Genomic DNA, 13,827 nt, shown 5'->3' with positions numbered 1-13,827 from the left:
GATATTTAAAACACCACCTGTTTGGGTGTAAGTAGTTCAGATAACATGGAGAAAAAGCCTAATCACAGTATAAATAGCGCATGATTTTGCAACACAATTTGCATATTAAATAATAGTATATTTAGCATATAAAAACGCTTGGGATTATCCAAACGTTTTTATATACTATGTTTAAGCTTTATTCAACTAAAGCACCTTTGTTCGTATTTCCTGTTGTACAGATAAGAAGCAGATTTTATGAATTGGCTTATAAGTTGAAGATAGGATAGATTTTTAACAGTACTCCAACAGAAGTCCCCTTCCTCAAGCGCGTGCAGGACATAGTCCAGTGGTAGGGAGGGGATGAATGTTGGTCGTGCACAGCACGAAGTTTTCATTTCCTCTTTCTGTAACTTCATGTATATTAGTAGTGAGGGGAACGTATATTCGTTTCTTTGTTTTTAGGGATCTGAAGCACTACAGTGAAAAAAGAGGAAGGTGATGACAATGTTGTTGAGCCAAAAATATGAAATTTTACCAACGAAAGAACAGAAAGAAATGTTAGAACGTTGGCTACAATATTGTCGTCAAACCTATAACTCTGCTCTTTTAGATAAACAGAGAAAATATAAAGAAAATAAGCAATTGTATACACGTTCTGACATGCAAAAGCAACAAGTAATCGATAAGAAGAGATATCCTTTTCTGAAAGAAGTGCCATCACAGCCCTTACAAGAAGTATTTTTACGACTCAAAAAGGCATATGATGGCTTTTTTCGTGGGGATACAAATTATCCCAAATTGAAAACGTATAAAGACTATAATAGTCTCACTTTCCCTCAATTTGGATTCAAATCGAATGGGAAACACCGCTTTGTGATGTCATTTTCAGATAACGGAAATTTATATAACAAACAGTTAGGAGAAATAGAGATTCATCTGCATCGGCCGATAGAAGGAACGATCAAACAGTTGATTCTGAAACGCCAATCGAAGAGGTGGTACGCTATTTTTAGTGTCGAAAGACAGGATGTATCTCCCTCTATTGATATGGAAAATGCAATTGGTATAGATGTAGGACTGAATCAATACGCTGTTCTTTCAAATAGAACGGTATTTGAAAATCCAAGATTTCTTCTGCAAAAAGAAAAACAACTGCGCAAAGCACAGCGTAACCTTTCGAAGAAAAGAAGGACTCTGCGAACTATAAGAAGCAAGTAGAACGAATTCAGATCCTTCATGAAAAGGTAGCGAATCAAAGAAAAGATTTCTTACACAAATTAAGTTATCATCTCACGCAAATGTATTCGGTGATTTGTATAGAAAATCTTGATATTCGAAAGATGGTTCGGAATCGAAAAGTTTCGAAGTCGATCTCTGATGCAGGCTGGGGCGCTTTTCGTAAGATGCTTTTGTATAAGTGTGAGAAATTTGGCGGTTTACTTGTGAGAGTAGACCCAGCGTACACATCACAAGATTGTTCTAGCTGTGGGAATCGTGTGAAAAAATCACTTTCGATTCGGACACATATTTGTACAAAGTGTGGAACGGTGTTAGACAGAGATTATAATGCAAGTCTAAACATTTTGCGGAAAGGATTAGAGCAATTACTTGTGAGAACGACCGAAGAATGAAACTGTAGGGCAAGGTTGTGTCCAAACAGTATAAACGACGTCTGTGGAGAGTATGTAAGACTGCCTGGGTTCCCAAGCAGCAACGCTCTATGAAACAGGAAGCCTCTTCTTCAAACGACTCGTAAGAGTGTTAAGGAGGGGTCATTCACTGAGTGAATAGATGTCTATGTTAATATGAAAATATAAATACTCATACATCAGATTTAAAAATGTAACTAGTTAAAAAAATCTCAATTTATTAGAGGTGAAAGATATGGTGGAAGAGAGAAGAAGTGTTACAGGATATGAAGAACAATACGATGTTACCTGATCTGGTAGAATTATAATAAAAAAAAATAACCAAGTTCGTCATAAAAAAGGAGATGAATATGGGTATAAGTATGTTCATCTACATAAGAAGGGTACTAGGGAACTCTGTAAAACATTTGATGTATGGCGAGAGGCGTTCCATGATGCGGACATAAGTGAATATAAAGGTATAAAATAGGATTCTAAAAAATAAAAAGAACCAAAATGGTTCTTTTTGTGTTTTTTGAAATAGAAATTATACTGCTTGTACATGAATATTTGAAAGGAGTGAATTTAGTTATGGAGCAGGTAATAGCAGAGTTTTTTTCTCCAAGTAAAAAATATAAAGTTCAAATAATAAAGCGAAAAGATGACTTATATACAACGGAAGTCTATCGGTGGATGGAGGATTGTGGATATGAGTTTTGGAGTTTTATGTCTCAAGGGCTGTCTTTGATAGATTGTGAAGAACATGCGCGAAAGATAGCCATTGAACAGTTGAAAGAGTGTTCTAGAGAAAATCTTAATACAGACGTGTTAAAAGATTGAATTAATTAGAATTGAAGTCTTTATCATGTCTGAGTGTGATGATTAAGATAGGAAAGTTAGAAGCTGCTAAAAAGGTTCGTAATATACACGTTGATTCCACTTAACCGTTTACTACGTTCCTTATAGGTAATCCCTTTCTTTTTTTCTCTTTTGGCTTGTTCAATCAACCTTTTCTCAATGGAATTCTCTAATTAAATAACAATAATAAACGCAGAGAAGGGATAGCTTAATCGCTATCCCTTCATCTTAATTTCACTATCTAATCCCATTGGTTGAAGAAAGTTGTTGTCTGTTTTTATTGAGTGTCTTCATCGCTTTTGTACTCCAAAATATCACCTGGTTGACAATCCAAAGTCTTACATATCGCTTCTAATGTTGAAAAACGAACCGCTTTTGCTTTCCCATTTTTCAGAATGGAAAGATTCGCCATCGTAATCCCAACCCTCTCCGAAAGCTCCGTTACGCTCATTTTTCGTTTTGCTAACATCACATCAATATTAATAATAATTGCCATATCCTCCACCTCAGACCGTTAAATCATTTTCTGATTTTATATTAATAGCTTCTTGTAAAAGTCTTTGGAGAACAGCAGCAAAAACGGCGATCACCATAGAGGCGAAAATAATGACCAATCCGATTGGTATGATACTTGGAGGGTCAACTCTTTCCGCTATGAGATAGTAGAGTGGCATGCCTAGCAAGTACAAGGTACTGATCGTGATGGCACAGTATTTTATATTCTTTAAAGCCTTTACCGATAATTCCGAGAACGCTTGGTTCTTATCAATATAGCTTAAAAGTTTAAAAGCTTGATACAGAGCAAAGTAAAAAGGTATCGCTGCCGCGTACATATCGATTAAAACGAGAGATTTCATATAAGCAATATCTGGATACAATTCTCCAGCAAAATTCCCGAACTTAGGCACCAAAAATATGCACAATGCAAGAACTGGGATTCCTATAAAAATAACAGCTAGCTTTAAAAAGAGTGTCGTAACTTGTTTCATAAAAAGCACCTCGCTTATTTAATGACAACATGATTTTATTATGTGATTTATCGTTTTACAATAAATTCATATTGTTTTTTATTATATTATTATTGTTATTGAAATATCCTTTTAATTTTGACAAAAATAAAAAGCATTTCTCATTACAAAGAAATGCTCTTACTTTAAAATGTTAAATTTACAACTTGTTCAACAAAACTTCCAAATAGTTTAATAAAGTAAATCAACAACGAAAGATAACAGAACCTTGAAATAAAAAATTTTCATGTGGTAAAAGAAATTAATAACTTATAAAACAAAAAAGTGAGATGAAATTTGTGTTTTGGGGTATTTGCTTTTCTTAGCTTGATGGTGATGTGGCGAGACCCCAATATGTAAAATAACTTAATAATCTATCAAAAGAATTGATCTCGGCATATGGTTTTATTTCGGTATCATTCTTGATCATATAAGGATTGAACCATATGCCCTTTATATTCGTATTTTGACAGCCACCAATATCTTTTTCTATGTCATCTCCAACGAATAATGCTGCTTCCGGTTGCACATTAAGCGTATTTAATGCTAATTCAAATATACGTTTGTCAGGTTTACTAAATCCCACTTCTTCAGAAATAATTATTATATCAAAACAACTATTTAAATTGGTGTTAATTATTTTAGCCTTTTGTCTCTGAGTTGAGCCATTTGTTATAATTGCAACTTTAACATGCATCTTTATAGTATTTATGATATTTATAGTATTTTGGTTTATAGAAAAACAATGAGGAAAATTATTATTCCAAAAATCTTGAATGTAATTCCGTGGCAATCTATATTTTGGTGGGAATTCATCAAAAAATGATTCCAAAACTTTTACTTTGTCACTGTAGCCATAGCTTCTTTTATCATATTCCTTGAATTTCTGCAACATTTCGTTTTTTACTGAATGTTGTTTAACATCCCCATAGCACTTCTCTAAAATAATTGAAAACAAGTTATCTACTGCCTTATCCCTATCAAGTAAGGTATCATCTAAATCAAATAGCATTGCTTTATAACCCCTCAAACAACTTCACAGCCTTTCTCACATTATATAAATAATCCCTAGTGTTATGGTGACGAATCACTTTAAGGATGATTTTTCTATATATTTTTGATAGATCGAACTAGCCACCACTGTATCTAAAAAAGCTACCCCAACTGATTTAAATAGAGTAATTTCATCAGAGTTTGAACGTCCTTGTTTATGTCCTAAAATAATATCCCCGAGCTCACTATGTACATTTGAAAAATCCCATTCATTTTTTTCGCTTGCAATCAAGAAATCACCAGCTTCATGCTGTACACCTTCTAATGTATCTACAATAATTTTATCGCTGCGCTGTAATGTAGTGAAATCGAGTTCTTGCATATGAGGTTGGTAAGAACCGATTCCATTAATATGAGTACCAGGTTTAATGTATTTTCCATCAAACACAGGAGTAGTGGAGGTGGTACTACAAATGACAATATCAGCCATTGCAACAGCTTTGTCAGCTGATTCCATAATTTCAATGGATCCTTTCCAATTTGGATATAAGGAGAGTAACTGATTTTTAAATTCAAATGCTTTTTGCATTGTACGGTTTACAAGGAGAATACGAGTTAGAGAACGAACTTCCATAACAGCTTGTATTTGCCCGAGTGCTTGAGCGCCGCATCCGATGACAACGCAGATGCCAGCATCTTGACGAGCGAAATGATTTGTCGCAATACCACTCATTGCTCCTGTGCGAAGTGTTGTTAAATAGGAAGCTTCAATTGTCGCGACATGATCTCCAGTATTTGTTTCTGTTAAAACGATTAAGCTTTGTAGTGCTTTTTTCCCTTTTTGCGTATTTTGAGGGAAGATACTAACGATTTTCGTAGATGCAAATTCAATTGGAGCTACATAAGAGGGCATATAAAGGGAGTTTGCCTCTTCTTGAGAGTGTTGTATATTTAGCCTTACAGGTGTTGTAATCTCATTGTTCATATAGTACTGGAATGCCTTTTCGACGTCTTGCAAGCAATCTTTCATTTTATAAGTTTCTTGTACCATTTCTTCTGTAATATGAATCATTTCAATTATCCTCCTTTTAATAGAAAAGGGGGAGTTGAAAATCCCCCAATTGACTAGGCTTGTATATCTTGCTTTTGTACATTTTCTGCAATTTGCTTTGTTGAAACGGCAGTGATAGCGATTAAAGAAATGCAGCAAGTAAGTACAATATATAAAGCTACCGGAACCCAAGAATTGTTATACACATTCATTAAATAAGCAGCAATCATCGGTGCTGTCCCACCAGCTAATGCAGCTCCTAATTGATAACCTAGCGTAACGCCAGTATAGCGTACTTGAGTGGAGAAAATTTCAGAGAATAATGTACCTAATACGGCGGTTACAGGTGCCCATAAAATACCTAAACCGATAACAGTTGCGAGAATGATAGAGAAAGTTGTTCCTTGGTTTAGTATTAAGAAATAGGGAAAAGCATATAAGAGAATTGCAATCGTGCCCCATATGTACATTTTCTTTCTTCCAATTGAATCTGAAAGTTTTCCCATAATCGGAATCATAATAGTAGTAATGAGCATAGCGATTGTAACTGCGTTTAAGACAGTTGTATTTGGTAGTTTTAGCTGCGATGTCCCATAAGAAACAATGAATGTCGAGAAAATATAGAAGGGACCTGTTTCCGCTACCTTTGCTCCTGTAGCGATAAGTACAGATTTCCAATGATGACGTAAAGTGTCAGCAATAGGTAGTTTTGAAATATTTCCGCTTTCTTTTGCTTTTTTGAAATCTGGTGTTTCATCTAATCCGTTTCGAATCCATAACCCTATGAATACCAATACGGCACTTAAAATAAATGGAACTCGCCATCCCCACGTTACAAAATTATCACCAGAAATCATTGTCATGAAAGAGATCGCAGCAGTTCCGAGTAACATTCCAATTGTTACACCTGTTTGAGGGATGCTACCAAAAAGTCCTTTTTTTTCCTTCGGTGCATATTCTACGGCTAATAGTAAAGCACCACCCCATTCGCCGCCAATTCCTAATCCTTGAATAATTCTTAGTAATATTAAAAGAATAGGAGCTAGTATACCGATAGTTTCGTATGAAGGAAGCAAACCAATGCATACTGTCGCCCCTCCCATCAGAGATAGGGTTAACACAAGTGTCTTTTTTCTTCCGATTTTGTCACCGATATGACTAAAGATAATCCCTCCAAGTGGACGGATAAAAAATGGAATACCAAAAGAAAGATAAGAAAGCATGAGTGCGACAAGGGGATCTTCGTTTACAAAAAACAATTTGTTAAATACAAGTGCGGCAGCAGTTCCATATAAGAAGAAATCAAACCATTCGATAGAACTACCAATTAAACTAGCTATGAGTGCTTTTTTCTGGACAGAGTTTTGTTGATTCATCAGTTCACCTCATTTGTTTTTAATATTCTAATTATTAAAAATATTTTATATAAAATGTTTTTATATGTCAAAGTTTTAGGACGTGGAGGAAGTATTGTTATAAATAGTAAATATTATAAAGTGATGTTTTTCATTAGAATGGAAGGGGTCTATGTAATAGTAGATATTTGTATTTACCTAGTAATCAGAAGTGTAGATAAAATGGGGAATAATAGGATGAGAGGAAGAGAGAAATGAAAGTAAGACACCTTCAAGACGAAGATTATGTAACGATTCATTCCGTGCTTAATGAGTGGTGGGGCGGGAGAAATATGGCTGATATGTTGCCGAAACTTTTTTTCGTTCATTTCCGAGAAACAAGTTTTATTATCGAGCAGGATGGGGAGATTACAGGATTTTTATGTGGATTTTTCTCACAAACATATACCGATGAAGCATATGTTCATTTTATTGGAGTAAATCCAAAACATCGAAGAAAGGGCATAGCTTCTACATTATACTCTTATTTTTTCGATGCAGCTCGCGCAAATAATCGTCATATTGTAAAAGCGGTAACTTCTCCGGTAAATAAAAAATCAATTCAATTCCATCAAGAAATTGGATTTGAAATTGAAATAGGTGATGGGGAAGTAGATGGAGTATCTGTACATACAAATTATGATGGGGATGGAGGGAGCAGGGTATTATTTGTGAAGAAGATGTAGAAAAGTATTATGAAAACTTTCATTTACATGGTGAGACATGGCGAATCACCAAAAACAGAAGAAAATGAAAGAACAAGAGGGTTAACTGAAAAAGGGAAATTAGATACTTATCGAATAACTGATATATTACAAGGGGAAGGTATTGAGGTTTTTGTTTCAAGCCCATACCACCGATCCATCCTAACTATTCAGGAGTTAGCTAAACGTTTAGGGCAAGAAGTTTTAGTATTTGAAGATCTAAAAGAGAGGGTTTTTTCTGCTGAAGACAAGCGAATATCTGATAAGGAATTATTACCTTTGTTAAAAAAATCATTTTCTGATCCAAACTTCGCTTTAAAGGGAGGAGAGTATAATGCAGTTTGTCAGAACCGAGCTATAAAAGTTTTAAAAGAATTATTAAAGACTTATCGGGGCCAGAAAGTAGTATTAGACACTCATGGAGCTGTTATGACTTTGATGATGGGGTATTATGACAATCAGTACGATTTGAACTTTTTACTACATACATCAAAACCGGATATATACAGAATGGAATTTCATGATCAGGAATTGGTGGGAGTTAATAGGTTGTGGAAATGTTAATAGAAGTGTTTATTTACCCTACTATCTAAAATCGTGGTTTGGAAAAAGGATATTTGTATAATGGAATTCTCTTGAAACTATTACTACACCTATTCGCAAACATAGTTACATTTATAAATTTTAGAGGTCAAAAATGTTAGCAATTTCATTAATTTTCATGGCTTTGGGAATTGAAGAAAAGCAACAACATTTTTTATAGAGCATAATAAGCAAGCACCTTTTTTTCATCACCCCCGTAACTTTTTAACTAGGAAAATCGTTATATAAAATGAATGTTAAATTTATAGGTTATGAAAATGAATGGGGGAAAATTATGAAGGTCCTTATATTAGGAGGTACTCGTTTTTTAGGAAGAGCTTTGGTTGAAGAAGCATTGAGTAGAGGGCATGAAGTTACCTTATTCAATCGTGGCACGAATAAAGATGTATTTCCTGAAGTAGAGCAGTTAATCGGCAATAGAGACAGTGATGTATCATGTTTAGCAAATCGAAAATGGGATGTTGTAATGGACACATGTGGATTTGCTCCCCATCAAATTAAAAAAATTGCTGCTGTACTTGGAGACAACATCGAACATTATACATTTATATCAAGTATCTCTACTTATAAAGATTGGATTCCATTTCATATTAAGGAAGACTATCATGTACAGTCTATGCCGCCTAGTGATAAGTTGAAAGCGATTGAGGCAGGAGAAATCTCACCTTACGAGTATTATGGAGCGTTGAAAGTTTTATGTGAGGAAGAAGCAGAAAAGTATTGGCCGGGGCGTGTTTTGCATATAAGAGCAGGGCTTCTTGTTGGAGCATTTGATTATTCAGATCGACTTCCATACTGGGTTCAGCGTGTAGCGCAAGGTGGAAAAGTATTGGTGCCGGGACGCTCGGACCGTCCTGTTCAATTGATTGACGTAAAAGATGTGGCAACTTGGGCGTTCGATATGGTGGAGAACAGAAAAGTAGGCAAGTTTAATGTAACAGGACCGAATGATGAGTTGACGATAGAAGAACTATTAAATACTTGTAAAGAGGTAACAAATAGCGATGCTGAATTTGTGTGGGTAGAAGAACAATTTTTACTAGAGAATAACGTACAGTCATGGACGGAGATGCCTTTATGGATTCCTGAAACTTTCCCATTAGAAGGGGAAACAGAACCATGGAAAGGTGGTTTTTTCATCAGTATAGAAAAAGCTGTTAACGCTGGTCTTTCATTCAGGTCTATTGAAGATACTATTTGTGATATATATCAATGGGAGAAATCGAGACAGGATACAGAACGAAAGGCAGGCATATCAAGAGAAAGAGAGGGAGAATTGCTAGAGGCGTGGTTTCAGAAGAAGAAATTTTGATGAGGGAATATATTTATCAAACAGAGGAGAATTTATTTAGGAAATCGGCTCTTCTAAATTAGGAGTTCTCAAAATCTAATATGCTTGTGTAATAAAAATAAGGTTTAAAAAATTCATTTTTGCCCCGGCCTAAAATTAGACGGGGTTTTACGTGTTTAGGGATTTAAAATCAAATGAATGTAATTTTGATTAAGAAAAGTAAAAAAATTCTAAATATATACTTGAATGAAGTATATATTTTTGTTAGATTTATCCTATGGATAGAACAAGTCTAATTAAAGGGCATTTAGAGATGTGTGTGTTATCTATTTTGTCAAAGGGTAAAAGTTATGGATATGAAATTATGAAGGAGTTAGAAAAACACAATTTAAAACTGAAAGGAGTAGGAAGCATTTATCCCATTTTGACTAAGCTCAAAGATCAAGAATGTGTTCACACTTACCGTGAAATGACAGAGAGTGGTAAGGTTAGAGTTTATTATGAAATGAATGAAAAAGGGGAAATGTATCTTCAGAAAAAAATCAACGAGTGGTTGGAGTTACAACAGGATATAAAATCCCTACTGCAAAGTGGTTTGAAAGGAGAACATTTCGAATGAACATGAGATTGAATATGGAAGAAACACAATTCTTAAATGAAGTTCTTGAAGAGTTAAAACAATACAAAGTAAGTTCAAAGAACAGAAAAGTTATTAAACAGCAACTTTTAGAACATATTCACGAATGTCGTGAACACGGCCAAAATAGTCTAAATGATTTAGGAGATACAACAACATTTATCAAAGATTTTTTAGAAATACATGAAATTGATCTTCATTCTGAAATAAAACAGATACGAAAATCAAAAAATAGAACAGGCATTTTATATGTGATTGGATTTTTCACTTCAATTGTTACCTACCTCATTTCACAACTTCTACTATCTATGTTTTTAACAGAATCATTCAACCTACTTCATACTAATAATTCATTTGACTATAATGTTTTGTACCAGATAGCAGATAATTCTTGGTGGAATTCTCTGTTAATGATTACTAGCATTTCTATTTCTATATTAATGGCCACGTTGGTAGTTTTTTATATACGAAAGGTAACGATAAGCAGGTGAAAGTTAATATGAAAATACTAAAATTCATGGTCGTTTTTATATGCTTATTATGGAATATGGTTATTTTATTTCTACCAGCCTCGAAAGTTTCCGCAGAAAAAGATATTAAGAATGCGATAGATAACTACGTAGAAACCTTTTTAAAAGAACATCGAATTCCAGGAGCCTCGATTGCTATCGTTCATGAAAATGATTTATTTTATTCTAAAGCTTGGGGTGTAACGGGGGAAACTGAAGAAAAAGTAACTGCTGAAACGCCCTTTACTATAGGATCGATAAGTAAATCATTAACAGGTTTAGCCATAATGAAATTAATTGAAGAAGGTACCGTTAACCTAGAAGATCCAGTCAAAAAATATATTCCGTGGTTTACACTGAAAGATAAAGAAGCAACATCCAAAATAACAATCAAACATTTGCTTACCCATTCAAGTGGAATTAGTACTTATTCGGGTTTAGCAATATCAGACAAAGAATCTGACGGGCTCAACGCTATAAAAGATAATGTGGAAAGTCTATCAAATGTTGCGCTTACCGCTCTATCTGGAGAAAAGCATCAATATAGTGATGCGAATTTCTTAATTCTTGGTTCTCTTATTGAAGAAGTTACCAATCAAACGTATTCTGACTACATGAAGCAGGAGATTTTTTTACCATTAGGTATGAAGAATGCAGCAGCTGATCATGATACTGCATATAAAAAAGGATATCTTGCTGGTTATCAATCATGGTTTGGGATTCCTAGAAAAAGTTCGGTAACATATGATAATGGGGGAACACCGTATGGGTACATAACGGCAAGTGCAGAAGATATGGTTCAATACATCAAATTCCTTAGTCGACAAGAGAATGACAATTTTTTAACTGAAAATACTATGAATCTTTATGTATCACCTCATATTCAAACTGGTGAAAACCGTTTCTATAGCCTAGGACTAAGAATTACAAATCCAGATTCTGAGGAGAAAATGATATGGCATTCAGGCTCAACCCCTGATTCGCATGCTGAAATGTTTTTTATACCGAAAACAGGTTGGGGTGGCGTGATTCTCACCAATAAAAATCATATTCTGGAAGAAGAGGCGCTTTTCTATTTGAAGCAAGGTATTATAAATATAATAAATGGAGATGAACCTGTTGATATTCCTTCAAATACTCCTATTGTTCAATTAATTACAATTGGGGTAATATGTTTACTTTTTCTAATGCTTGTTTATTTGTTGGTAAAGATGAGATCAAAAAAAGTTCGTAAAAGAAGCATATGGTACATTTACGGTATCATTTTCTTGGTGCTATCTATTGCGATAATCCCGGGATTAACCTATAGTACGGATTCTCCATGGCATGCGATTTATGTGTTTTCTCCAGATTTAGCTTATTTATCAATTGGAGTAGTTATCCTGTTTGCGCTTAATGGATTGTTTTCTATTAGCATCGCTTATAAGCAAAGTTTGCAAGTAAAATATTTTAGTAGTTAAATCTAATAATCATATAAAGGTGGTACATAACAATGGATCTTACATTCAAATTAGAGAAAACTTGTTTCAACTATCGAGTCGGCGCAATATGTAAACATAATAATAAAATGTTAATGATTCAAAATGAAGGGGAAGATTTCTGGTATATACCAGGTGGACGAGTGCAGATGCTAGAAAGCAGTGAATCGGCAGTGAGAAGAGAACTTAGGGAAGAACTAGGAGTAGATGTTGATGTGAAGAGACTGCTTTGGATGGCTGAAAATTTTTTCACATATGATGAACATCAATTTCATGAAATCAGCTTTTATTATGAAGTAAATTTACTGGAGTTGCCTGCAAAGGGAGAGGATTCTTTCTTTCTTGAAGAAGACGGCAAAAGGTATGTATTTCAATGGGTACCTTTAGAGCGTGTAAGTGAATATAACTTGAAACCAGATTTTCTAAAGGATAAAGTGAATGAGTTGCCTATTCATATGGAGCATATTGTTAGGAATGGATAAGAAGAGATAGGAAGATAAGAATTGGGACTCTACTTATAACTAATAGGATGATTATGGGGGAAATAACAAGAAAAGTATAAGCTTACAAAGTCTGTATGAAAAAACAATATTCCTAAATATGGAATTATAGTATAATAGAAGAGAAACACAAGGAAATGAGGGGAACAGCTATGATTACATTGCAACAAAAGTTGGAGCAATACACACATATATATGCACAGTTAAAAGGGGAACTAAAATGGAAAACTAGTGATTCTCGGACAGGGATGATGATTGCCGCTATGTATGCAGGCAGTGATAAGTCGTTTCATCTTGGGCGTTTTTTAGAAATCAGTAATTATATTAAGGATCAGGTAGGGATGTTTTCCTATTTAAAGTCCTATCATCGCTTTGTGGTTGCCGCAACATTAGATATTCACTTTACACATTACAAAGAAGCGTTTCAGAAGTTTCTAGACTTATATGAACGATTAGTCGCTGGTGGTTTTAGCCGGAGTATATTTACTTATTTGGCAGCAGCTGCGCTTTTACCAGAAGAAACTGGGCAGCATGACGTACGCATTCAGCGGTCAATGCAAGTATATAAGCGCATGAAAGAGGATCACTTCTTTCTTACAAGTACAGATGATTACCCGCTCGCTATTTTACTAGCAGGACAATCAGAGAAAGTAGAGACGCTTATGGATCGAGTGGAACGTCTCTATCAGAAGCTGGCGGCAGCTGGTATGTACAAAGGGAATAATCTTCAATTTTTAAGTCATATTCTTTCTCTAAAGAAGGATGTCAGTGAAGATATTTTAGTAGCACAGTGCACAAACATATGGAATCTGCTAAAGCGAGAAAAGGTAAAAGTAAAACAAATGCATTATCCAGCTATCGGGCTACTAGCGTTGCTTGAGGATGGAGAGAAAGAGGTTCATTCTATTCGAGCATTCATTGAAAAATTGCAGGGGGACAAATTATTCCGCAGGCATACGGATGCAAATATTCTTATTGCTATCCAATTGTTCGTAAGTCAGAAAGGTGCGGAAAGTCAGGCTGCCAACACAGGTTTACAAACAATGATAGAGGTTCTTATACAGGCACAGCAGGCTGCTATGATCGCAGCAATTACAGCTTCTACAGCAGCGGCATCAGCTAGCAGTGGATCATAACGTGCAATGCGCGGCATGAACTTTTTCAAAAAGGGTTACATAGACTAAGAAGTCGC

14 protein-coding genes and 1 pseudogene are annotated in these 13,827 nt (G+C 34.9%); 10 read left to right on the top strand and 5 right to left on the bottom strand.

The window, feature by feature from the left end:
- Positions 1–480 precede the first annotated feature (480 nt).
- Positions 481–1,613, top strand: a pseudogene (locus C568_RS32535) (RNA-guided endonuclease InsQ/TnpB family protein).
- Positions 1,614–2,201: 588 nt separating this feature from the next.
- Entirely contained in the window at positions 2,202–2,450 is a 249-nt protein-coding gene (locus tag C568_RS0102915; RefSeq protein ID WP_029426850.1) for a hypothetical protein, read from the top strand.
- A 295-nt stretch (positions 2,451–2,745) separates the two neighbouring features.
- On the opposite strand, the gene C568_RS0102910 is transcribed toward C568_RS0102915, so the two are convergent.
- From C568_RS0102910 to C568_RS0102890, 5 genes are all read right to left on the bottom strand, one after another.
- Positions 2,746–2,964, bottom strand: coding sequence for a helix-turn-helix domain-containing protein (locus tag C568_RS0102910; RefSeq protein WP_004434885.1), 219 nt, complete (start codon positions 2,962–2,964; stop codon positions 2,746–2,748).
- Between the two features lie 10 nt (positions 2,965–2,974).
- Positions 2,975–3,457, bottom strand: coding sequence for a DUF2975 domain-containing protein (locus C568_RS0102905; protein ID WP_003198256.1), 483 nt, complete (start codon positions 3,455–3,457; stop codon positions 2,975–2,977).
- Positions 3,458–3,797: 340 nt separating this feature from the next.
- Positions 3,798–4,487, bottom strand: coding sequence for an HAD family hydrolase (locus tag C568_RS0102900; protein WP_018780751.1), 690 nt, complete (start codon positions 4,485–4,487; stop codon positions 3,798–3,800).
- Positions 4,488–4,562: 75 nt separating this feature from the next.
- Positions 4,563–5,540: an ornithine cyclodeaminase family protein gene (locus C568_RS0102895; protein ID WP_018780750.1), complete on the bottom strand. Its 978-nt coding sequence runs from the start codon at positions 5,538–5,540 to the stop codon at positions 4,563–4,565.
- 53 nt (positions 5,541–5,593) lie between these two features.
- Positions 5,594–6,895 carry an MFS transporter gene (locus C568_RS0102890; RefSeq protein ID WP_003207525.1) on the bottom strand — a complete coding sequence of 434 codons (1,302 nt, stop codon included), beginning with the start codon at positions 6,893–6,895 and terminating at the stop codon, positions 5,594–5,596.
- A gap of 233 nt (positions 6,896–7,128) precedes the next feature.
- Here C568_RS0102890 and C568_RS0102880 point away from each other — a divergent pair, with 233 nt between their 5' ends.
- The 8 genes from C568_RS0102880 to C568_RS0102845 all read left to right on the top strand — a co-directional run bounded on the left by C568_RS0102880 (position 7,129) and on the right by C568_RS0102845 (position 13,771).
- Entirely contained in the window at positions 7,129–7,599 is a 471-nt protein-coding gene (locus C568_RS0102880) for a GNAT family N-acetyltransferase (RefSeq protein ID WP_003198267.1), read from the top strand.
- A 9-nt stretch (positions 7,600–7,608) separates the two neighbouring features.
- Complete coding sequence (locus tag C568_RS0102875; RefSeq protein WP_018780748.1) at positions 7,609–8,181, top strand: histidine phosphatase family protein; 573 nt, start codon at positions 7,609–7,611, stop codon at positions 8,179–8,181.
- 313 nt (positions 8,182–8,494) lie between these two features.
- Positions 8,495–9,532 carry an SDR family oxidoreductase gene (locus C568_RS0102870; protein ID WP_018780747.1) on the top strand — a complete coding sequence of 346 codons (1,038 nt, stop codon included), beginning with the start codon at positions 8,495–8,497 and terminating at the stop codon, positions 9,530–9,532.
- Positions 9,533–9,788: 256 nt separating this feature from the next.
- The gene (locus tag C568_RS0102865) at positions 9,789–10,130 is read left to right on the top strand and encodes a PadR family transcriptional regulator (protein WP_029426849.1); all 342 of its coding nucleotides are present in this window, start codon (positions 9,789–9,791) and stop codon (positions 10,128–10,130) included.
- Positions 10,127–10,639, top strand: coding sequence for a hypothetical protein (locus C568_RS0102860; RefSeq protein WP_018780745.1), 513 nt, complete (start codon positions 10,127–10,129; stop codon positions 10,637–10,639). The genes C568_RS0102865 and C568_RS0102860 overlap by 4 nt, the downstream gene beginning before the upstream one ends.
- 8 nt (positions 10,640–10,647) lie before the next feature.
- Positions 10,648–12,117, top strand: a complete 1,470-nt coding sequence (locus C568_RS0102855) for a serine hydrolase domain-containing protein (protein WP_018780744.1) — start codon at positions 10,648–10,650, stop codon at positions 12,115–12,117.
- A 32-nt stretch (positions 12,118–12,149) separates the two neighbouring features.
- Entirely contained in the window at positions 12,150–12,617 is a 468-nt protein-coding gene (locus tag C568_RS0102850) for an NUDIX hydrolase (RefSeq protein ID WP_018780743.1), read from the top strand.
- A gap of 170 nt (positions 12,618–12,787) precedes the next feature.
- Positions 12,788–13,771: a DUF4003 domain-containing protein gene (locus C568_RS0102845; protein ID WP_018780742.1), complete on the top strand. Its 984-nt coding sequence runs from the start codon at positions 12,788–12,790 to the stop codon at positions 13,769–13,771.
- Positions 13,772–13,827: the final 56 nt, after the last annotated feature.

Origin of the sequence: Bacillus sp. 95MFCvi2.1 (genome assembly GCF_000374965.1) — a bacterium.
Taxonomy (GTDB): Bacteria; Bacillota; Bacilli; order Bacillales; family Bacillaceae_G; genus Bacillus_A; species Bacillus_A pseudomycoides.
The sequence above is the reverse complement of the archived record's forward strand: the minus strand, read 5'-3'. Positions and strand labels throughout refer to the sequence as shown.